The 19,833-nt window shown below is 64.9% G+C and carries 19 protein-coding genes; 6 read left to right on the plus strand and 13 right to left on the minus strand.

Annotation, left to right across the window (positions count from 1 at the left end):
• Positions 1 to 141: 141 nt before the first annotated feature.
• Complete coding sequence (locus tag AC3WJR_RS04835; protein ID WP_492722758.1) at positions 142 to 396, minus strand: hypothetical protein; 255 nt, start codon at positions 394 to 396, stop codon at positions 142 to 144.
• Between the two features lie 185 nt (positions 397 to 581).
• On the opposite strand from AC3WJR_RS04835, the gene AC3WJR_RS04840 reads away from it, so the two are divergent.
• The 6 genes from AC3WJR_RS04840 to AC3WJR_RS04865 all read left to right on the plus strand — a co-directional run bounded on the left by AC3WJR_RS04840 (position 582) and on the right by AC3WJR_RS04865 (position 6,641).
• A complete protein-coding gene (locus AC3WJR_RS04840; protein ID WP_354280444.1) occupies positions 582 to 1,295 on the plus strand; it encodes a response regulator in 714 nt (237 codons plus the stop codon).
• The gene (locus AC3WJR_RS04845) at positions 1,295 to 2,602 is read left to right on the plus strand and encodes an ATP-binding protein (protein WP_492722760.1); all 1,308 of its coding nucleotides are present in this window, start codon (positions 1,295 to 1,297) and stop codon (positions 2,600 to 2,602) included. The genes AC3WJR_RS04840 and AC3WJR_RS04845 overlap by 1 nt, the downstream gene beginning before the upstream one ends.
• Positions 2,603 to 2,747: 145 nt before the next feature.
• A complete protein-coding gene (locus AC3WJR_RS04850) occupies positions 2,748 to 3,443 on the plus strand; it encodes a carbonic anhydrase (RefSeq protein WP_492724166.1) in 696 nt (231 codons plus the stop codon).
• The gene (locus tag AC3WJR_RS04855) at positions 3,440 to 4,969 is read left to right on the plus strand and encodes a SulP family inorganic anion transporter (RefSeq protein WP_492722762.1); all 1,530 of its coding nucleotides are present in this window, start codon (positions 3,440 to 3,442) and stop codon (positions 4,967 to 4,969) included. Before AC3WJR_RS04850 ends, AC3WJR_RS04855 begins: the two co-directional genes overlap by 4 nt.
• A 170-nt stretch (positions 4,970 to 5,139) precedes the next feature.
• A complete protein-coding gene (locus AC3WJR_RS04860; protein WP_492722763.1) occupies positions 5,140 to 5,949 on the plus strand; it encodes a TorF family putative porin in 810 nt (269 codons plus the stop codon).
• Positions 5,950 to 6,050: 101 nt separating this feature from the next.
• Positions 6,051 to 6,641, plus strand: a complete 591-nt coding sequence (locus AC3WJR_RS04865) for an NADPH-dependent FMN reductase (protein WP_492722765.1) — start codon at positions 6,051 to 6,053, stop codon at positions 6,639 to 6,641.
• Positions 6,642 to 6,645: 4 nt separating this feature from the next.
• On the opposite strand, the gene AC3WJR_RS04870 is transcribed toward AC3WJR_RS04865, so the two are convergent.
• The 12 genes from AC3WJR_RS04870 to cyoB all read right to left on the minus strand — a co-directional run bounded on the left by AC3WJR_RS04870 (position 6,646) and on the right by cyoB (position 19,821).
• On the minus strand, positions 6,646 to 7,950 hold the full coding sequence (locus AC3WJR_RS04870) for an Hsp70 family protein (protein WP_492722767.1): 1,305 nt from the start codon (positions 7,948 to 7,950) through the stop codon (positions 6,646 to 6,648).
• Between the two features lie 51 nt (positions 7,951 to 8,001).
• Positions 8,002 to 8,622 (minus strand): glutathione S-transferase, encoded by a 621-nt coding sequence (locus tag AC3WJR_RS04875; RefSeq protein WP_492724168.1) that lies wholly within the window; start codon positions 8,620 to 8,622, stop codon positions 8,002 to 8,004.
• A gap of 2 nt (positions 8,623 to 8,624) precedes the next feature.
• Positions 8,625 to 9,008 carry a ribonuclease H family protein gene (locus AC3WJR_RS04880; RefSeq protein ID WP_492722769.1) on the minus strand — a complete coding sequence of 128 codons (384 nt, stop codon included), beginning with the start codon at positions 9,006 to 9,008 and terminating at the stop codon, positions 8,625 to 8,627.
• Between the two features lie 68 nt (positions 9,009 to 9,076).
• Entirely contained in the window at positions 9,077 to 9,724 is a 648-nt protein-coding gene (locus tag AC3WJR_RS04885) for a L,D-transpeptidase (RefSeq protein ID WP_492722771.1), read from the minus strand.
• A 1-nt stretch (position 9,725) separates the two neighbouring features.
• Positions 9,726 to 12,218, minus strand: a complete 2,493-nt coding sequence (locus tag AC3WJR_RS04890; protein WP_492722773.1) for a two-partner secretion domain-containing protein — start codon at positions 12,216 to 12,218, stop codon at positions 9,726 to 9,728.
• Positions 12,219 to 12,270: 52 nt separating this feature from the next.
• On the minus strand, positions 12,271 to 13,935 hold the full coding sequence (locus AC3WJR_RS04895; RefSeq protein WP_492722775.1) for a ShlB/FhaC/HecB family hemolysin secretion/activation protein: 1,665 nt from the start codon (positions 13,933 to 13,935) through the stop codon (positions 12,271 to 12,273).
• A gap of 336 nt (positions 13,936 to 14,271) precedes the next feature.
• A complete protein-coding gene (locus AC3WJR_RS04900; protein WP_492722776.1) occupies positions 14,272 to 14,805 on the minus strand; it encodes a response regulator transcription factor in 534 nt (177 codons plus the stop codon).
• Position 14,806: 1 nt separating this feature from the next.
• Entirely contained in the window at positions 14,807 to 16,108 is a 1,302-nt protein-coding gene (locus AC3WJR_RS04905) for an ATP-binding protein (RefSeq protein WP_354280465.1), read from the minus strand.
• Positions 16,105 to 16,809, minus strand: coding sequence for an SURF1 family protein (locus tag AC3WJR_RS04910; protein WP_492722778.1), 705 nt, complete (start codon positions 16,807 to 16,809; stop codon positions 16,105 to 16,107). The genes AC3WJR_RS04905 and AC3WJR_RS04910 overlap by 4 nt, the downstream gene beginning before the upstream one ends.
• Entirely contained in the window at positions 16,806 to 17,201 is a 396-nt protein-coding gene (cyoD, locus tag AC3WJR_RS04915; protein WP_492722780.1) for a cytochrome o ubiquinol oxidase subunit IV, read from the minus strand. Before cyoD ends, AC3WJR_RS04910 begins: the two co-directional genes overlap by 4 nt.
• The gene (gene cyoC, locus AC3WJR_RS04920; protein ID WP_354280469.1) at positions 17,198 to 17,821 is read right to left on the minus strand and encodes a cytochrome o ubiquinol oxidase subunit III; all 624 of its coding nucleotides are present in this window, start codon (positions 17,819 to 17,821) and stop codon (positions 17,198 to 17,200) included. The genes cyoD and cyoC overlap by 4 nt, the downstream gene beginning before the upstream one ends.
• Positions 17,818 to 19,821, minus strand: a complete 2,004-nt coding sequence (cyoB, locus tag AC3WJR_RS04925; RefSeq protein WP_492722782.1) for a cytochrome o ubiquinol oxidase subunit I — start codon at positions 19,819 to 19,821, stop codon at positions 17,818 to 17,820. The genes cyoC and cyoB overlap by 4 nt, the downstream gene beginning before the upstream one ends.
• Positions 19,822 to 19,833 lie beyond the last annotated feature (12 nt).

A 19,833-nucleotide genomic window follows, 5' to 3' on the forward strand; every position in this document is an offset into this window, starting at 1 on the left:
GTAGAGTTACGCAGCCTGCGCCGTGTGCCCGGTATCACCACGCCAAAAAAAAGCCCCGGTTTCCCGGGGCTTTCAAGTGTATGGTGGACCGCCGAAGATCAGGGTGGGGGGCCGGCGGTCCATTGGGTCGCTGAGCGTCGCTCAGTCGATCCCGACTCCGCGCGAAGCCAGGGGTAGCTTCGGCGAATACTGGGCAGTCTCGATGCGGGCGATCTGGCGGCAATTCTGCGGCTGGAAGATCAAGCCCTTGCCGGACTGCATATGGGGTTGGCGAAGCTGGCAGCGCGCAAAGGCGGCCTGCTCGGCGCGGCTCATGCTCGCGCCGCCAGCGGAAGCCGGGGCTGCAACCAGAGCGAGTGCGGGGACGATGGCGACCGTGAATGCGGTGCGTAGCATGAATGCAGCCTCCGATAGAGTTAGTTGAGCATCATATACGACGCGTCATTTTCCCGCCTTTCGCCAGACTGTGATGAAACGTTGCTCTTGCGGCGCCCTTACGGCACGCTGTGCCGGCGCGTTGACCGCGCAGGCTGGCATCCGTACCGAAGCCCTTCCAACCCCTAAGGTTAGACGTGCTGCTTATGACAACTCCCCCCACGATCGTGCTGGTCGAAGACGACCCCGCTCTGCGCACGCTGACCACCCGCGCGTTGCAAGAGCATGGCTATCTCGTCAGACCCGCGGCTTCCGCGCCCGAGATGTGGCTAGCGATGGAGGCGGGGCCGGTCGATCTGGTTCTGCTCGACATCATGCTGCCCGGCACCGACGGGATCGAGCTGTGCCGCAAGCTGCGCCAGCAAAGCAACGTGCCGATCATCTTCGTCAGTGCGCGCGGCAGCGAGACCGACCGGGTGGTCGGGCTCGAACTCGGCGCGGACGATTATCTCGCCAAGCCGTTCGGCACGCGCGAACTGACCGCGCGGATCCGGGCGGTGCTGCGCCGGGTCGATGCGCCGCGCGAGATGAAGGATCGCGAGCAGGGGCTCATCGCGTTCGACGGCTGGACAGTGAACCTGCCGCGCCGCGAATTGCGCGCGCCCAGCGGTGCGGTGGTCGATCTGACGGGGGCGGAATTCGACCTGCTGACCAGCCTGCTCGACCATGCCGGTCGCGTGATCGCGCGCGAGCGGCTGATCGAATTGTCGCGCACCCGGATGGGCGACAGCACCGATCGCAGCGTCGACGTGCTGGTCAGCCGGTTGCGGCGCAAGCTGTCGGTGGGTGATCAGCCGCCGCCGATCGTGACGGTGCGCGGCGTCGGCTACATGTTCAACGCGACCGTCGAGCGGTCGTAATGACGTTCACGCGACCCTCGCTCGGGCTGATCGGGCGGGTCGTCGCGATCCTGCTGTTCGCGACCCTGGTCGAGTTCGGCATGAGTACCGTGTTGTACGAGCGCGCGAGCCAGTTCTCGGTCCGCGACGACGAGGGGCGACGGCTCGCCGAACATCTGGTCATCGCGCGGCGGTTGATGGCGGACCATCCGCGCTCCGGGCGGGAGGCGATGGCGCGTTCGGTCTCTACCGCGCATTATGCGATGGCGTGGCACACCGAAGCGCCACCGCCGAGCGACCCGGCCTTGTCCGAAATGCGCGCCAAGGTGCTTGCCTGGGAGCCGGTGCTCCAGTCCTCGCCGCTGCGGATGCGGCTCGAGCCTGCGGTGACGGGCTCCTACGTCTCGGGCGCGGCGGGGTTGCCCGATGGCAGCTGGCTCTATTTCCGCACGGCCGAGGCGATCGACAGCCTCGACCAGTCGCGCAATCGCATCCTGATCGCACTCGGGATCGCCGGCGTCGTGATGGCGCTTGGCGGCGGGCTGATCGGGCGGACGTTGCGACCGATGCGGCTGCTCGCAAGTGCGGCGGATCGGTTCGGGACCGCCGAAGCCGCGCCGCTTGCGGAGGAGGGGCCGACCGAGGTCCGCCGCGTGATCACCGCGTTCAACAGGATGCAGGCGCGCATCCAGCAACTCATCACTGATCGCACGCAGGCGCTGGCAGCGGTCGGCCACGATATCCGGACCCCGCTCGCGCGGTTGCGCTTGCGCGCGGAAAGCATTCCCACCGAACCGGTCCGCGACGAGATCCTCGAGGACGTGGCGGAGATGGACGCGATGGTCGGATCGCTCCTCGCGTTCCTCGGCGGCGAGGACGATCCGGAGAAGCCTGTGCTCGCGGATCTGGGTGTGCTGTGCGCCACGCTCGCTGACGACGCCGCCGACCACGGGCGCGCGGTGACCTATGTCGGACCCGATCATCTCGAGCATGTCTTCCGGCAGCTCGGCGTCAAGCGGGCGCTGTCGAACCTGGTCGAGAACGGACTGCATCATGGCGAGCACGTTACGATCGCGCTCAGTCTCGAACCCGATGCGGTGATCGTGCGGGTCGAGGACGACGGTCCCGGCATTCCCGAAGAACAGCTGCGCAGCGTGCTCGAACCGTTCGTCCGGCTCGATACCGCCCGGCGGCGCGATACGCTGGGGCTCGGGCTGGGCCTGGCGATCGTGTGCCGCGCGGTCGAGCTCGAGAAGGGCAACCTCACCCTCAGCAACCGTCTTGAGGGCGGGTTGCGCGCCGAGATCCAGCTGCCACGCACACGCTGACAGGACCGGGATCGTGCCACGGGTTTGCCTTTGAACGGCAATCCTTTTTTACAAACGTGCCGCGTTGCAGCAAGGCGCCACCCGTACCGTTTCCTGTGAAATCCGCGAAATCCATATTGCGGAGCCAACAGCAGGAGCACAGTGCATGAACGAGCTCATCGGTCGCGTCTTCGACTTTCAGAAGAACGTTTTTCCACAGAGGAGCGCGCTCTACCAGAATCTCGCTGCCAATGGGCAAAGCCCCAAGGCGCTGATCATCTCATGCTCGGATTCGCGGGTCGTCCCTGAGGAAATCCTCCAGGCCGCACCGGGCGACCTGTTCGTCTGCCGTAACGCGGGCAACATCGTCCCGCCGTTCAGCAACGCCAATGGCGGCGTGACCTCGACGGTCGAATTCGCGGTGATGGTGCTTGGCGTGCGCGACATTATCATCTGCGGTCACTCCGACTGCGGCGCGATGAAGGCGCTGATGAAGCCGGGTTCGCTCGAAACCATGCCCAACGTCGCCGCCTGGCTGCGCCACAGCGATGCCGCGTTCAGCGTCGTTCGCGACGGTTACTCGGAATTGTCGGGACCGGAGCAGGCACGTGCCGCCGCGCTCGAGAACGTCGTGGTGCAGCTCGCGCATCTGCGGACGCATCCGTCGGTCGCATCGGGGATCGCGCGCGGCGAGATCGCGTTGCATGGCTGGTTCTTCGACATCCACAACGGTGTCGTGCTGGCACTTGATGGTGTGAGTGGTCGTTTCGAAGAGATCAGTGAAGGCAACCCGATGCCGGTCGCCTTGGCTGCACAGAAGCGGTTTGCCGCTGGTGAGCCTCTTCTGGAGGCTGCGGAATGACCAAATTCGGTGTGAAGCTCCCCACGATGGCGGTGGCAACGCGCGATTTCACGGCGTCGATCGTCGTGTTTCTCGTGGCGATGCCGCTCTGTATGGGCATCGCGGTCGCTTCCGGCGTTCCGCCGGAAAAGGGGCTGATCACCGGTATTATCGGCGGCATTGTCGTCGGTGCGTTTTCAGGCTCCCCGTTGCAGGTCTCCGGACCGGCAGCGGGGCTTGCCGTTGTCGTGTTCGAGCTCGTCCGCGACAAGGGTCTTTCGGCGCTTGGTCCGATCCTCATTCTTGCCGGGCTGATCCAGCTGATCGCCGGCATCGCCAAACTCGGCGGATGGTTCCGCGCGATCTCGCCGGCTGTCGTGCACGGCATGTTGGCCGGCATCGGCGTGCTGATCGTCGTCGGCCAGTTCCACGTCCTGTTTGATGCGCGGCCGTTGCCGAGCGGGTTGCAGAACCTTGTGGCAGCGCCCGAACGGTTGATGGGTCTGTCGCCGCTCAACGTCTCCAACGTCGAACATGCGTTCATGATCAGCGTGCTGACGATCCTCGTCATGCTCGGTTGGGAACGTTTTCGTCCCGCTGCGCTGAAGCAGGTGCCTGCCGCGCTGATCGGCGTGCTAATCGGAACGCTGACCGCGTTCGCGCTCGGGCTGCAGATCAACCGCGTTGACGTCCCGCAGTCGATCGTCTCGGCGATCGCGCTGCCGGGACCCGAATTCCTTGCCAAATGGGTCGATCCTTCGATCATCGTCGCGGCGATCGCGATTGCGTTCATCGCCAGCGCGGAAACGCTGCTGTCGGCGGCGGCGGTCGACCGGATGCATGACGGTGTGCGCACCGACTATAACAAGGAATTGCGGGCACAGGGCATCGGCAACCTGCTTTGTGGCGTCGCAGGGGCCCTGCCGATGACGGGCGTGATTGTCCGCAGTTCGGCGAACGTCCAGGCGGGGGCGACATCGCGTCTCTCGACGATGCTGCACGGGGTCTGGATCCTCGGCTTCGTTGCGTTGCTGCCGTGGTTGCTGCGCGAGATCCCGATGGCGGCGCTCGGCGCGGTGCTGGTGATCACCGGCGTCCGTCTGGTCAGCCTGGCGCACGTCAAGCATCTGTTCCACAGCTACGGCGTGCTCCCCGCGTTGATCTGGTTCGTAACGCTCGTCACCGTGGTGACGCAGGACCTGTTGACCGGCGTGTTGATTGGTATCGCGCTATCGGTGCTGGAGCTCTTGCCCCATGCGCGTCGGCTTGGCCTCAATGTCGACCGGACGGCGGGCACGAACGGGACCGACATGGCCTTGTCGGGCAGCGCGACCTTCGTGACGCTGCCCAAACTGTCGGACACGCTGGAATCGCTTCCGTTGCGCGGGCCCGATCACGGGATCGTGCGGATGGACGTATCCGGGCTGACCAAGGTCGACCATACCTGTGCCGAATTGCTCAAGGAGTTCATGTCGCGGCGTCGTGCAGGCGGCAACCCGGTCGAACTCACTGGCGCGTCTCCCAAGCTGGCAGCGATGATGGCCTAACGACCCCACCTCTCAGCAATACTTTGTTACAGAGTAGCAATGTGTCATTGAGGAAGTGGCTGATAGAGGATGCTGGTACGAGTCGACCGTCCACCACTGCCTTCGGGCAGTGAGAGGGGCGGCAGCTCGGCCCCAGGCGGGAACCTTTCCTTGGATCAGAAGGGTATCCCATGTTGCGCTATTGTATTGCCTCAACGCTGTGTCTCGCCGCCGTTCCGGTTGCCGCGCAGGAAACCGCGCCACCTCCGCCGGTGACGGTCACCGGCAATGTTGCCTTGGTATCGGACTATCGTTTCCGCGGCGTTTCCCAATCTGATGAAGAGATTGCCGTCCAGGGCGGCGTCACGATCACGCATGAGAGCGGCTTTTACGGCGGCTTCTGGGGATCGAACCTGTCCGGCTGGGGCACGTTCGGCGGCGCCAATATCGAACTGGATCTGATTGGCGGCTACAAACGCACGATCGGCAACGGCACGGTCGATGTCGGACTCACCTGGTACATGTACCCGGGTGGCGCAGCCAATACCGACTTTGCCGAACCCTATGCCAAGGTGAGCGGGACGCTCGGTCCGGCAACGTTGCTGGCCGGCGTCGCCTATGCGCCCAAGCAGCGGGCGCTGGGCAACTTCTCCAATACGCCGGAAAGCCGTGGCCAGAGCCAGGACAATCTGTACCTGTGGGGCGATACGAGTGTCGGCATTCCCACCACCAAGATGACGGCCAAGGCGCACATCGGATATTCCAAGGGCAATCCCGGCCTTGGGCCAAACGGTACGAGCGTGACCCCGACGGGCGAATATTGGGACTGGCTGGTGGGACTCGACTACGTCGTCGGGCCGCTGACCTTCGGTGCGGCCTATGTCGATACCGACATCAGCAACCGCGAGGCCGCTTACCTGCAGCCGAACTTCTCGCGGACCAAGAACGGCGAATCGATCGCAAACGGGAAAATCCTGTTCTCGATCTCAGCGGCTTTCTGATGATACTGTAACGGATCGGCGAAAGCCGGGTACGGACGCGCGCGGTGTGACGACACCCGCGCGTTTTGTATGTGTAGCGATGTTTCCCGGAGAACTGACGTATGAGCGACCGCATCCTGATCTTCTACGGCTCCTACCGGTCGGATCGCCTGGGCATTCGCCTGGCTGAGTACCTCGTGACGGCGTTCCGTGCGCGTGGCGCGAGCCCCGAACTCATCGATGCAAAGGCGGTCGACCTTCCGATGCTCGATCGCATGTACAAGGAATATCCGACCGGGACCGCACCCGCGGCGATGGAGGCACTCGCGGCCAAGATCCGTGCGGCGGATGCGTTCGTGTTCGTCGCGGGGGAGTATAACTGGAGCGTCCAGCCGGGTCTCAAGAACCTCACCGACCATTTCCTCGAGGAATGGTATTGGCGTCCGGCGGCGATCGCGAGCTATTCGGCGGGGCGCCTGGCGGGTGCGCGTTCGGCGACGGCATGGCACGGGATCCTGTCGGAAATGGGCATGGTCGTTACCTCGACCCCGCTCGCGGTCGGCGGGATCGGCAAGGCGTTCGATGCCGAGGGTAATCCGGTTGGGGAGGGCGGTGCAGCCGCCGCCAAGGCGTTCCCGCGGTTTGCCGACGATCTCGTCTGGTGGACCGAAGCCGCCCGCGCGCAACGCGAGCGGCGCGATCCGCCCTATTGATGCGTCAGGCGGCCCAGGCCGCCAGATCGTCCTGTTCCCCGATCAGCGCGAGGCCATGCGCGATCGACGTCAGCTCACCACCGCTTGCGATGCGATCATCGCCGAAGCGCTCGGTGAACATGCGCCGCACGCGCGGCGTCAATGACGAGCCGCCGGTGAGGAACACGCGGTCGATGGTGGCCGCGGTGGTCGCCGACATTTCGAGCACGTGATCGACCGCGGTTTCGATCCGCGCAATATCGGGGGCGATCCACGTTTCGAATTGCGCGCGGGTGACATCTGCCTCGATCGACAAGCCCCCGCCCTCGAAGTGGAAATGCGCGTGTTCGTTGCGCGAAAGGTCGCGTTTCACGCGCCCGACCGCCTCGTGCAGTGGAAACCCGAGTTCTTCCTCGATCACCGCGATCATCCGCCCGATCGCGTCCGGGTCGAGCGCCGACTTACGCAGCTTCTCTAGCTCCGCAATGGTCCGGCGGTTGCGCATCAGCGCAAGCCGCGACCAGTCCGCGAAATCGGCGAAATAGCCGCGTGGGATTTCGAGGATCTTGTCGAACGAGCGATACGAACCGCCTTCGCCGAGCAACGGCATGACGAGCTGTTCGACGATTCGTGCGTCGAACCGATCGCCCGCGATCCCGACGCCGGCATGGCCGAGCGGTACACAGCGCCGCGCCGCGCCGGGTGCTTCAATCCGCACGACCGAAAAGTCGCTCGTCCCGCCACCAAAATCCGCCACGAGGATCGTCGCAGGATCACTGATCCGCGACGCATAGCTGAACGCCGCGCCGAGCGGTTCGTAGACGTAATGCACTTCCGCGCCGAGCTTGCCGAACATCAGGTCATAGCGTTGCCGCGCCAGCGCCGCGTCGGGGCGGTGCCCGGCATATTCGACCGGACGCCCGACCACGATCCGCGACGCGCGCTCCAGCATCCCGTTCGACCGCGCCGCCATCTTGTCGAGGAACGTCTGGCCGAGATCCTCGAAGCGATACCGCCGATCGAAGATCGTCGCGTGCTCGAACGTCGGGTTGGCCGCCACCGACTTGAACGATTGCAGGAAACGGCTGCCTTGCGGATATTCCAGATATTCGGCGATCGCCCACGGTCCGGCTTCCGCGGCGATCCCGCCTTTGACGGTATCGTCTTCCCAGAAGCACAGGGCGGACCGGAAGGCGGCATCCGGTCCGTCAGGTGCCTCGAGCGAGAGCAGGTCGGACACACCGCCACGCGCGATCGCGGCGACCGAGTTGGTCGTCCCGAAATCGAGGCCTAGCGTGAAGGGGGCGGGGGAGGAACGCGGATCGGACATGCGCGTGCCGCTACACAGGACGGGGCAATAGCGCAAAGCCTGAGCGGTGGATCACGGCCAGTGGATCGGGACGTCGTTGGGCGACCACGGATCGAAACGGACCATGACGGTCTCGAACAGCGCCGATTGCAGGTGGCGCGCGAGCCAGTCCTGTACCCGCGGTAAGGGCTGTTGCGCGAACCAGTCGGGGTCGATCGCGGCGAATTGCCGGACGAACGGCATGATCGCAGCGTCCGTCAGGGAACGCCGGGTCCCGCAGAGGTTATCGTGCCCCGCCAGACGCTGCTCCAGCAGACCGAGCCATTCGACCGCGGCGATGCGGTGCGCGACGGGATCGGACGCGTGGCGTTCGGGGTATTTGGTGCGGTCGAGATGGTGTTTGAACCGGTCGTCGCAGTCCGCAATTAGCGCCGTATCGTCGCCATCGAGCCAGGCTTCGGGATCGTGCCGGTGTAATGCCCACCGCATGATATCGATGCTCTGGTCGATCACGCCACCTCCGGCGAGGAGGAGCACAGGTACGGTCCCCTTGGAGGAGGCCGCAAGCATCGCCTCCGGCTTCGCGCGAAGCCTGATCTCCCGCACTTCGACCCGGACGCCGCTCACCGCAAGCGCGAGCCGCGCCCGCATCGCATAGGGGCAACGGCGGAAGGTGTAGAGCGTATCGACCATCGTCACCGCGCATGAAACCGCGCGAGCGCGATGCCTGCGAGGTTCTGCGTGCGTCGGACGTAGCGGATCGGGGGCAGGGTGCCGCCCGCCAGCGCCAGCAGGGCAGCGCGATGCTCGGCGGATGGGCCGCGGCAGCGGTGCGCATCCGAAGCCTGCGCGATGACGGCGGCGGCGTCTCCGAGCAGGACATAGGCACCACGGGCAAGATCCAAATCGCGGGCGAGCTGCTCGGCCGCTATGAGCGCCAGCCATTCCGCCGTCATGCTCGATCCTTCTCCAAGATCGCGGTGGATGCGCGTCTGCCCCCGCGCAACGACCGCAATCTCCATCCGCCCCGGGTTCGGTTGGCAACCGCCATCGAAGAAGATCTTGATACGGGCGGGCATGGTGGCGGTGTTCTGTCCGGGTTGGTTGCGGCAGGAACCCGATACCGGGGTCGTCCCGAAAGTGCCAGTCAGCTGCGGGGTGCGGGTGGCGATCGAAGGGTCGGGAAGGTTTCGTCGGGGGTATGCTGCTCGGGCAGGATGTAGACGATCCCGTCGGCTGGCCTGAACAATGGCGCGACGACGGTCTCGTAGAAGATACGCGGAACGTTGATGCAGCCGAACGACACGCGATTGTCGTCGGGCGTGGGTGTCGCAAGCCGCGTCAGGCGGTGCTCGATGCGGCTCGTCGTGACGACGCGGTGCAGCGACAGGCCGGTGTCATAGTCGATCCACAGCACGTCTTCGTGCAGGTCCCGTCCGATCCGGGCATCGAACCGGCCCGCTTGGGTGATGCGGTCGGCCGGGCCGATCTGCGCGAGGGTCCGCGATCCGATGCCTGCCGGCGGCACGTCGCCACGCGCCGCCCCGAGCAGCGCGGGCGTGCCGCCGCGCACGGTTCCGTCCGCGTCGTACGCGACCACCCGCGCCGCCACCTTGTCGACGATCAGAAAGGGGCGGCCATGCGTATCCCCGGACGCGACGATCTGCACGGCGAGCGCTTGGATCGCATTCGTCCCGACGGGAACGGAAATTTGCTCTCCTTCGGCGCTGCCCGCCGTTACGGCGAGCAGCAGCGCGACGTACGTGCCGACGCGATGCGATCGACCCCAATGCACGTCAGTTGCGGGCCTGCTTGGGTGGCAGAACGACGGTCGGCCGCGGTGCGGGCGGTGCAGGCAGCGGCGCGGTGGGTTGCGGCGGCGCGACGGGGATCGGCGGCGACAACGTCTCCAACGTCGGCGGCAGGAGCGGGGGGATGATGACGGGCGGTATGAACGGTACGTACGGGCGAAGGGGCGGCTGGACCGGCTGGAGCAGGATCGGCGGTGCAGTCGGGCGGCCGGGTATGACCGGGATCAACGGTACATTGAACGGCGGCGTCTCGGTGACCGGCGGGACGGCGGTGACGGGTGGGGTTTCGACGACCGGGGGGACTACAACGATGGGCGGGGTTTCGACCACCGGGGGGACGACAACGACGGGTGGTGTTTCGACGACCGGCGGGACCACGATGACGGGAGGCGTCTCCTCCACCGGCGGAACGACGACGACGGGCGGCGTTTCGACCGGCGGGACTACCACCGCGGCCGGCGTGATCGTTCCCGATGTCCGGAACGTCGAAACGCAGCACGATCCTGCAAGCGCATATTGCGCGGCATTGGCACCCCCCAGCGAATAGCCCGAGAAAGTGATGCCGATGTTGCTGCCGGCATCCGCACTGTCATAGACCGCGCTGGAATCAGGTCCTGCAAGCAGGGTGATACCGTCCGGCAAGCCGGTAACCGTCGTGCCGTTGAACCCGGCGAGCGTGGTGGCGGTGGTGCCGTCGGCAACCTTGGTGCTGCCGGGGAAGACGAGCATCCGTTGCGTCACCGACGCGCCAAGGCTGAGCGTGAAGAACCCCGAATAGTCGGTCGGTGCCGAATAGGAGACTGGGTTGTAGTTGATCGCCACCGCCGCGTTGGGACCGGTGACGGTGACCGGCGCTGTACCCGGAGCGAAGCTCAGCGTGCCGCCGCCTACGCCGGGCCCCGTGCCCGAAGCCCCCGCGATGATCAGCAACCCCGGATCCAGCCCGAGGCTTTGCGCGGGAATGGTGGTGCCGCGCGTCAGCGTTATCGATGCCGCGATGAACGCATCGACCCCCGCACATAGCGCGATGTTGCCGTCGGTCGTGGTGATCGCGGCGAGTACGTTCACGTTGCGTCCGGCATTCAGCAGGATGCTGCCGTTGGTCGTCGTAAGCGCGGCGTTGACGACGACGTCGCGTCCGCAACAGGCAACGATGTTGCCGTTCGTCGCCGAGACCGAATTGTTGAAGACGACGTCGCGTTCCGCGTTGAGCCGAAGCGTCGTCGTGCTGGGCGTCGCCGTCCAGGCGATCGCGTCGTTGACGATGATGTCGCCATTGCCGGGGGCGGTCGTGCCGATCTCGGTCGTCGGTGGCGTGCCCGGGGTGGTGACCGTTCCGGTAGGCAGCGTGCTGATCGTGACGCTGTTGGTCACCAGCAACGCCGACAGCGTCGATCCGGAAATATTGCCGCCCGCGCCGATGATGAAGTCCTGCGGATCAATCAGCCACAACCCCGTGGTGCCCGACGGTGCCGCGGTGGTGACCCGCGCAGAGTCGGCGATGGTCACGGTCGCGGCGGACGTTTCGATGAAGCCGCCATTGCCGCCGTCGGGTGCGCTCGCGTCGAGCGTTCCGGTCAGCGCCAGCGACCCGTTCTGCATGTCGCCGAGAAGCTTGATCGTCCCGCCGCGCGTGTCGATCGTGCGCGCCTCGACGACTCCGCTGTTGTTGACGACGGTACCGAGCAGCGTGCCCGTACCTTGCGCGGTCATCAGCACGGTCCCGCCGTTCGCGCGGATCAACCCGCCGTTGCGGACCAGTGCGCCGACGGTTCCGGCGTCGACCACGACGTTGAGCAGGCCGTCGCCCGCGACGTCGAGCGTAATTGCTTCCCCGCCCGCCAGCGCAACCGTACCCAGTCGTGCGCTGATCGTGCCGTCATTGCCGACGTGTCCGCCCAGCAAGGCGACATAGCCGCCATCGCCGACGGTAATCGTCCCCTGATTGAGCACCGAGCCCTTGCCCGATCCGCTGAAGGCATATCGGCCCGCCATGAAGTCCGCGTCCGAGACGTTGAGCGTCGAGGCGACCAGCCCCGCGACGTTGACTTGCGACCCCACGCCGAACAGCACGCCGTTCGGGTTGATCAGGAACACCTTGCCGTTGGCGTTCAGGTTGCCGAGGATCTGCGAAGCATCCGGCCCGGTAACGCGGTTGAGCGCGACGGCGTGGCTGTTCGGCTGGACGAAGGTGACGGTGTTGCCCGCAGCGATGTCGAAACTCTGCCAGTTGATCGCGGCGGCGTTGCTCGACTGGGTGACGGTGACGGCGTTCGTACCCGTCGCGATGGCAGCACTGCCCGCGGTGACGGTGCCCCCGGTCGGGAACGGTTGCGTTTGCGCATGGGCCTGTCCGGCTAGACCGATGGTGGCGGCGAAACCGAGTAGGGTGGCGCGGACGATCCCGCGAAGCCCCGTCGTCTCGAGCAGGCGTTGGCGGCAGTGGCGTGTGGTGAATGCATGTCCGATGGTGGTCATGAACGATATCCCGGAAAGAAGGAGCAGACGGCGCCGCGAGGACGCGCGCGCGTCAGAAGGTCTTGGCGACCTGGAACCAGAACTGGCCGTCACGATCGGGGGCGGAGGTTGCCGCGATGTCGCCGATCTTGCGCGCGTACGTGCCGCGCAGCGTGATGTTCTGCGGTCCCATCCACGCCAGCCCGACGCCGTAGCCGCTGCGCTGCCGGTGGTTTCGACCGGAAAACCACTTGTTCTTGGCATATTGGACGTGGCCGGTGTCGACGAACCCGATCAGCTGGAACTGCCCCGGAACGCCGCGCGTCCAGTCGTCTAGCGTCAGCCGCGCTTCGGCGGTCGCGACATAGCCCTGGTCACCGAACGCTTCGCCCTCGGGATAGGCGCGGACGTTATAAGCACCGCCCAATTCCATCTTTTCCGACGGATCGAGATTGTCGAGCGCGACTTGTCCGCGCACCGCACCGTACAGCGAAAACGGTCCGGACACGCTTTGCAGTCGTGCAACGCTGAAGTTGAACTTGTTGAACGTCCCGTCGCTGCGCGCCGCAAGGGCATCCGCGGCGCGATCGAGCGGGGTGCGCAGGTCGAGGTTGCCGATCGTCCAGCCGATCGAGGCGACGTTGACGCCACCCCCGCCCAGGCCATCGCGGCTGTTGCCGTTGAGGCCAAGCGTTGCGGTCTTGCTCATCCGGAACGAGCGGGCATCGGTCAGGTCGATGCGATCGTCATACCATTTCGCATCGAGTTCGCCGACCGCATAGAGATTGGCCGCGCGGGTGCGGATTAGCGGGTAGCTTGCGTACAGCGCCGCAATGTCGGCGGTCCCGTGCGCGTCGAGGCTTTCGAATTCGTGGCTGAGATCGTAGCGGAAGTGCGCAAAAGCCGCCCCGACGGTCAGGTTGCCGACCGGCACCTGCCACGATGCACGCCCATAGGCCATGCCTTCGGTCGACGCGAGCACCCGAACACCGAACGTGTCGCCAAGCCCCGTCGCATTGTTGAGGTTGACCGACCCGCCGCCGCGATACGCGCCGGTGTAGCGGTTGCCGGCGTTATCGACCGACACGTCCCCGGTGATGCGCCGTCCCGGTGCAATCGCGACGTTGAGGTTGGATGCGCCGAAGTCGGTACCGGGGGAGAGCGTCGACTGGACCGCCACCCCCGGAATATCGGACAGGAGGAGCAGACGACGCTCGAGCGGTGCGGCGGCGACGACATCCCCCGTATCGATCCCGCGCAGGATGCGGCGCGGGACTCCGGCATTGAGGTTCGTCGCATTGTCGACCGATATCGCGCCGTAGCGTCCCTCCAGGACCGCAATCGTCACCGATCCGCCCTGCACGTCCTGCGCGGGCAGATAGGCTTGCGCGAGGAAATAGCCGCGCGCCTTGTAGAAGGCAGCCACGCGCGCCGCAGCGGCGCGAAGATCGGCAAGGTTGAGGTCTGACCCGGTCGTGATACCGCTCGCGCGGACCAGGGTTGCTTCGTCGTACAGCGTCTGCCCGCTGATACGCAGCTGCGCGACGCGGATGCGGACGCCCGTCGGATCGGCCGCTGCGGGTTTGGCGGGAACAGCGACCTCCAGGCCCGGATCGTCCCGGGAGGTCATCGGTGCCGGCGGGATCTGCTGGAGCTGACCCCCGACCGTCGGAACTCGTTGCGCCTGCAGGGAGGCGGTGCTCGCTGCCAAAGTCAGCGTCAGATAACCAAACTTCATACACACGCCCTCATACAAGACGGACAACCGCCGGACGCGCCGCTCCCAAATGGACAGGCACGCCGTAAACATCAGGATTTTCGCAGGTTGTCCGATTTTCGTATCGGGACAGGGTAACAACTACCCGTGGCAGTAATTGCCATCACGGTACTGATCGGCCGTGAGTCGTGTAGGTTTGGTTAAAAATCAGGCGATAAATAGCCTGTCATGTACATTTGTTAGGTTCGGAGATTTTGTCTGGAAACATTTTGAGTTGGCCAGCTACAACTGGCGCGAGTCCAGGTCCGCCAAGTGATCACGGCACCGGCCTTATAACGTCGGTCGCGGCTCGACTGCCTAAACGACCCGGCGTTTTTCCAGTTTTCTCGCCAGTGTCCGACGGTGCATCCCCAGCCGCCGCGCCGTTTCCGACACGTTGAAGCCGGTCGCCTCCAGTGTTTCGTTGATCCGTTCCCATTCGATCGTCTTGATCGACGTCTGCCGATTGCTGATCGGAACGTCCGCATCGCCGACGGTCATGCCGAACGCGCGTTCGATGTCGTCAGTGTTGGCGGGCTTGGCGAGGTACGATGTCGCGCCGAGCTTGATCGCCTGGACCGCGGTCGAAATGCTCGCATAGCCGGTCAGGACGACGATGACGGTGTCGGGATCGTGCGCGCGCAATGTCTCGACGCAGGCAAGCCCCGAACTGCTCGCGAGCTTCAGGTCGACGACCGCATAGTCGGGCGTGCGCGATGTCAGCACATCGGCGAGTTCGGCGGGGCCCTCCGCCACGACGACCTCATAGTCGCGGCGCTGGAACGATCGCTGCAACGTGCGCGCGAACGCGGCGTCGTCTTCGATGATGAGCAACAATGGATTGCCGGACATGTCAGTCCCTTCCCAGGGCGATTGCTGCCAGCGGCAGCCGGAACGTGACCTCGGCCCCACTGCGCGGCTGGTTGCGCGCCGTCAGCGCGCCGTCGAGTTTGCGCGCGACATTGCTGGCGAGGAACAGGCCCATGCCACGGCCAAGCTCGGGCTTGGTGCTGTTGTACGGCTTGCCGATGTTGCCGAGCTGTTGCGCTGCGAAGCCGGGGCCGGCGTCGCGGACCGTCAGCACCACGTCGTCGTCATCGCGGGCGAGCGTGATGTCGATCCGCTGCGGCGAATATTCCGCGGCATTGTCGAGCATGTTGAACACCGCCTGCTGCAGAACGAGATCCGATACGATCGGAACGTCCGCGCCGAAGCGGTCGTCATAGGTGGCGTGGGCGAAGCCCCGCGCGGCGATCCAGTCGGCGACCACGCGGTCGACGAACCCGCGCACCGTCGTCGCGGCGGATTGCTCCCCGCGCGCGTCGCCCGACGACAATAGGATGCTCGTCACGATCGCCTTGCAGCGATGGACCTCGGCCTGCATTTCCTCGATGTCGCGCATCAGTTCGGCGTTGCGGGCGACGGTAGGGTTGCGGCGCCAGTCGCCGAGGATCACCGACAGCGACGACAGGGGCGTTCCCAGCTCGTGCGCGGCCCCGGACGCGAGCATGCCGATCCGGACGATATGCTCTTCCTCGACCGCCTGCCGCTCGATATCCGCCAGCCGACTGTCCTGCGCCCGCAGGTTGGTGTTGATCCGGCCGACGAAGGCCACCAGCAGCACGGCGACAAGCGCGAAGCAGACCCACATGCCTTGGACGTGCAACGCAAACAACGACCGGTCGAAGTCGTGGGGCAGGGTGATCGGCCGATAGAATGCCGTCAGGAAAATGAACGACAGGCTCGTCGCGGCAACGATCGTCCAGGCGGACCAGCTTGCCAGCAAGACCGATCCAAGGACGACCTGCAACAGGAACAGCGAGACGAACGGGTTGGTCGCCCCGCCGCTGAAATACAGTTGCGCACTGAGGCCGAGCACATCGAGCAGCAGGCCACCGAACAACGCGCCGTTGGTGATCGGCGATTCCCGCCGGAGGCGCAGCAGGCTGGCGGCATTGAGGATGACCAGCCCGGTCAGCACACTGAGCATCGGCATCATCGGCAGGCGGATGCCGAACACCAGATGCGTCAGCAGGATCGTCGCCAATTGTCCTGCAACCGCCATCCAGCGCAGCTCGACGAGTTGCAGCATGTTGGCGTGGCCCGCGGTCTGCGAGACCGGCACACCGCGCCAGTTCGCCACGGTCGCGCTCATGCCGCGCGATCGTCGGGCCGGTGCCGTTCCTGGCGTATCCAATACACGAATCCGGCGGCGCACATGAGGGCCAGAATGAACCATGTCACCGCATAAACAAGGTGACTGTTGGGAAAGCGCACCACGGTCAGCCCGCCCACCGGCGCACCAGGGCGTTTATCGCCGGCGTCGGCATCGACGAAATAGCTTTGCGTGGGGCCGAGCCCCCGGTGCGCAGCAATCGCCGCAACGTCGCGTGAATACCAGCGGTCGGCCGCGGGCGCGTTGCTGCGCAGGAACCCGCCACCGGGTTCGCTCAGCCGGAGCAATCCGGTTACGCCGACCACACCGGTCGGGGGAGGGAGCGCCTTGCGGTCCGGGACATAGCCGCGGTTGACGAGCAATACCGATCCGTCGGCGCGCCGTAACGGGGTCATCGCCCAATAGCCGGGACCCCGCACGGTGGAGGCCTGAACGAAGGTGTCCTTACCCGCGACGTAGGTCCCTGTGGCCCGGACCCGCAGATAGGAATCGTTTTTGCCCGCGGTATCCGGCGCGGCGACCGGTGGAGCGTGGATGCGCGCTTCTACCCGCGCGATCAGGTCCAGCTTCCAGCTACGCCGCTGGACCTGCCACGTACCAAGCCCGAGCAGCGCCACGATCACGAGCAGCCACGCGGTGATGACCGCGCCGCGTCGGATCCGCTGCCCGGACGTGGTCACCCCATCTGGCTCATGTCTTCGGTCGGCATCATGTTCGCGTTCATGTGATACATGACCCAGAGCGACCCGCTGAGCGCGATCCCGACGATGACGATCGTGAAGATCAGCGCCATGATGGACCAGCCGCCTTCGGCACGACGGTTCATGTGCAGGAAGAAGATCATGTGGACGACCATCTGCACCGCGGCAAACGCCATGATGATCAGCGCGGTCGCCTGGTTGGTCAGCGTCCGCGTCATCACCAGCCAGAACGGGATCGCCGTCAGGATGACCGACAGGCCGAAGCCGATGAAGTAGCTCTTGTACGAGCCATGCGACTCTTCGTGCAGATGCGCGTCGTGATCGTCATGGCCTGCGTGATCGTGCGCGGCGTGGTGGAGGTCAGCGCTCATCGCAGCATTCCCAGCAGATAGACAAAGGTGAAGACGCCGATCCAGATGACGTCGAGGAAGTGCCAGAACAGGCTAAGGCACATCAGGCGGCGCTGGTTGGCGGGGATCAGGCCCTTGACCTGGATCTGCACCATCAGCGTGAACAGCCAGATCAGCCCGAAGGTGACGTGGAGCCCGTGCGTCGCAACCAGCGTGAAGAAGGACGACAGGAACGCACTCTTCTGCGGGGTCGCACCTTCATGGATCAGGTTGGCGAACTCGTAGAGCTCGATGCTGATGAACGCCATGCCGAACAGCGCAGTGACGAACAGCCACAGCTGGGTCGAACGCACCTTCCCGTTGGTCATCGCGAGCATCGCGAAACCGTAGGTGATCGACGAGAACAGCAGCATCGCCGTGTTGACCGCGACCAGCGGCAGCTCGAATAGCTGCTTGGGGCCGGGGCCCCCCGCGTAGCTGGTGCCGAGCACGCCGTAGGTCGCGAACAGCATCGCGAAGATTAGGCAGTCGCTCATCAGGTAGAGCCAGAAGCCGAGCATCGTGCTCGACCCCTCCGGATGATGCGGCTCCTCCGCCAGGTGGAACGTGTCGATATCGTAATCGGACGTGGACGCACTCATGCCTTTGCCTCCGCGAGGGCCGCCGTTCGGGCGTCCTCCTTTGCGGCGACGATCGCCTTCGGGATGTAATAGTCACGCTTGTAGATGAACGTGTGGCCGATCGAGACGCCCAGGATGGCGACGAAGCTGATCGCCGCAAGCCACCAGACGTACCAGATCATGCCGACGCCGAAGGCGACGCACAGACCCGCGAGGATGACACCCGAGCCGGTATTCGAAGGCATGTGGATGTCCTTGAAGCCCGTGATCGGACGCTCATAGGCGCGCGTCTTCATGTCCGCCCACGCATCGCCCTGGTGGATGACCGGGGTGAAGGCGAAGTTGTAATCTGGCGGCGGCGACGAGGTTGCCCATTCGAGCGTACGGCCGTTCCACGGGTCACCGGTGGTGTCGCGCAGCTTCTCGCGATCGCGGATGCTGACCGCGAACTGAAGCAGCATGGCACCGATCCCTGCGGCGATCAGCAACGCGCCGATCCCTGCGATGATGAACCAGATCTGCAGGCTCGGATCCTCGAAGGTCCGCAGGCGACGCGTGACGCCCATCAGGCCGAGCACGTAGAGCGGCATGAACGCGAGGTAGAAGCCCACGACCCAGCACCAGAACGACACCTTGCCCCAGAAGTCGTTGAGGCGGAACCCAAACGCCTTGGGGAACCAGTAGTTGATCCCGGCGAAGGCACCGAACACCACGCCGCCGATGATGACGTTGTGGAAGTGCGCGACGAGGAACAGCGAGTTGTGGAGCACGAAGTCGGCTGGCGGCACTGCGAGCAGGACGCCGGTCATGCCGCCGATCGTGAAGGTGATCATGAACGCGATCGTCCACATCATCGGCAACTCGAAGCGCACCCGGCCACGGTACATGGTGAACAGCCAGTTGAAGATCTTCGCGCCCGTCGGGATCGAGATGATCATCGTGGTGATGCCGAAGAACGAGTTGACGCTCGCGCCCGACCCCATGGTGAAGAAGTGGTGCAGCCAGACGAGGTAGGCGAGCAGGGTGATGACCATGGTCGCATACACCATCGAGGTGTAGCCGAAGATGCGCTTACCCGAGAAGGTCGAGGTGACCTCGCTGAACACGCCGAACATCGGGAGGATTAGGATGTAAACCTCGGGGTGACCCCAGATCCAGATCAGGTTGACGTACATCATCGGGTTGCCGCCGAGCGTGTTCGTGAAGAACGCGGTGTCGACGTAACGGTCGAGGCTGAGCAGCGCGAGCACCGCGGTCAGGACCGGGAAGGCTGCGACGATCAGGATGTTGGTGCAAAGAGCGGTCCAGCAGAAGATCGGCATCTTCATCATGGTCATGCCCGGCGCGCGCATCTTGACGATGGTGGCGATCAGGTTGACGCCCGACAGCAGCGTGCCGACACCCGCGATCTGGAGCGACCAGATGTAATAATCGACACCGACCCCCGGGCTGTAGCCGATCCCCGACAGCGGCGGCATGGCGAGCCAGCCGGTCTGTGCGAACTCACCGACGAACAGGCTCATCATGATGATCACCGCGCCTGCAGTGGTCATCCAGAAGCTGAAGTTGTTGAGGAAGGGGAAGGACACGTCGCGCGCACCGATCTGGAGCGGGACGACGTAGTTCATCAGGCCCGTCACGAACGGCATCGCAACGAAGAAGATCATGATGACACCGTGCGCGGTGAACACCTGGTCATAGTGATGTGCGTTGAGATAGCCTTCGTTGCCGAACGCCATCGCTTGCTGTGCACGCATCATGATCGCGTCGGAGAACCCGCGCAGCAGCATGACGATGCCGAGGACCATGTACATGATCCCGATCTTTTTGTGATCGACGCTGGTGAACCACTCCTTCCAGAGATAGCCCCACAGTTTGAAGTAGGTGAGTGCCGCGAGCAGCGCGATCCCGCCGAGTGCGACGCCACAGAAGGTGGCGACGACGATCGGTTCATGGAGCGGCAGCGACTCAAGCGTAAAGCGGCCGAGGATCGGACTGACGTTGAGGGGTGAAGCTTGCATGGTACTGGCCAT

It is taken from the genome of Sphingomonas sp. FW306-05-A, from assembly GCF_058782275.1.

What these genes read in the sequence shown, in the direction of transcription:
- AC3WJR_RS04850 (WP_492724166.1), top strand. Translation starts at nt 2,748, where the DNA reads ATGAACGAGCTCATCGGTCGCGTCTTCGACTTTCAGAAGAACGTTTTT.
- AC3WJR_RS04890 (WP_492722773.1), bottom strand. Translation starts at nt 12,218, where the DNA reads ATGACCACCATCGGACATGCATTCACCACACGCCACTGCCGCCAACGC.
- AC3WJR_RS04840 (WP_354280444.1), top strand. Translation starts at nt 582, where the DNA reads ATGACAACTCCCCCCACGATCGTGCTGGTCGAAGACGACCCCGCTCTG.
- AC3WJR_RS04855 (WP_492722762.1), top strand. Translation starts at nt 3,440, where the DNA reads ATGACCAAATTCGGTGTGAAGCTCCCCACGATGGCGGTGGCAACGCGC.
- AC3WJR_RS04875 (WP_492724168.1), bottom strand. Translation starts at nt 8,622, where the DNA reads ATGGTCGATACGCTCTACACCTTCCGCCGTTGCCCCTATGCGATGCGG.
- cyoC (WP_354280469.1), bottom strand. Translation starts at nt 17,821, where the DNA reads ATGAGTGCGTCCACGTCCGATTACGATATCGACACGTTCCACCTGGCG.
- cyoD (WP_492722780.1), bottom strand. Translation starts at nt 17,201, where the DNA reads ATGAGCGCTGACCTCCACCACGCCGCGCACGATCACGCAGGCCATGAC.
- AC3WJR_RS04860 (WP_492722763.1), top strand. Translation starts at nt 5,140, where the DNA reads ATGTTGCGCTATTGTATTGCCTCAACGCTGTGTCTCGCCGCCGTTCCG.
- AC3WJR_RS04865 (WP_492722765.1), top strand. Translation starts at nt 6,051, where the DNA reads ATGAGCGACCGCATCCTGATCTTCTACGGCTCCTACCGGTCGGATCGC.
- AC3WJR_RS04870 (WP_492722767.1), bottom strand. Translation starts at nt 7,950, where the DNA reads ATGTCCGATCCGCGTTCCTCCCCCGCCCCCTTCACGCTAGGCCTCGAT.
- AC3WJR_RS04895 (WP_492722775.1), bottom strand. Translation starts at nt 13,935, where the DNA reads ATGAAGTTTGGTTATCTGACGCTGACTTTGGCAGCGAGCACCGCCTCC.
- cyoB (WP_492722782.1), bottom strand. Translation starts at nt 19,821, where the DNA reads ATGCAAGCTTCACCCCTCAACGTCAGTCCGATCCTCGGCCGCTTTACG.
- AC3WJR_RS04845 (WP_492722760.1), top strand. Translation starts at nt 1,295, where the DNA reads ATGACGTTCACGCGACCCTCGCTCGGGCTGATCGGGCGGGTCGTCGCG.
- AC3WJR_RS04900 (WP_492722776.1), bottom strand. Translation starts at nt 14,805, where the DNA reads ATGTCCGGCAATCCATTGTTGCTCATCATCGAAGACGACGCCGCGTTC.
- AC3WJR_RS04905 (WP_354280465.1), bottom strand. Translation starts at nt 16,108, where the DNA reads ATGAGCGCGACCGTGGCGAACTGGCGCGGTGTGCCGGTCTCGCAGACC.
- AC3WJR_RS04835 (WP_492722758.1), bottom strand. Translation starts at nt 396, where the DNA reads ATGCTACGCACCGCATTCACGGTCGCCATCGTCCCCGCACTCGCTCTG.
- AC3WJR_RS04880 (WP_492722769.1), bottom strand. Translation starts at nt 9,008, where the DNA reads ATGCCCGCCCGTATCAAGATCTTCTTCGATGGCGGTTGCCAACCGAAC.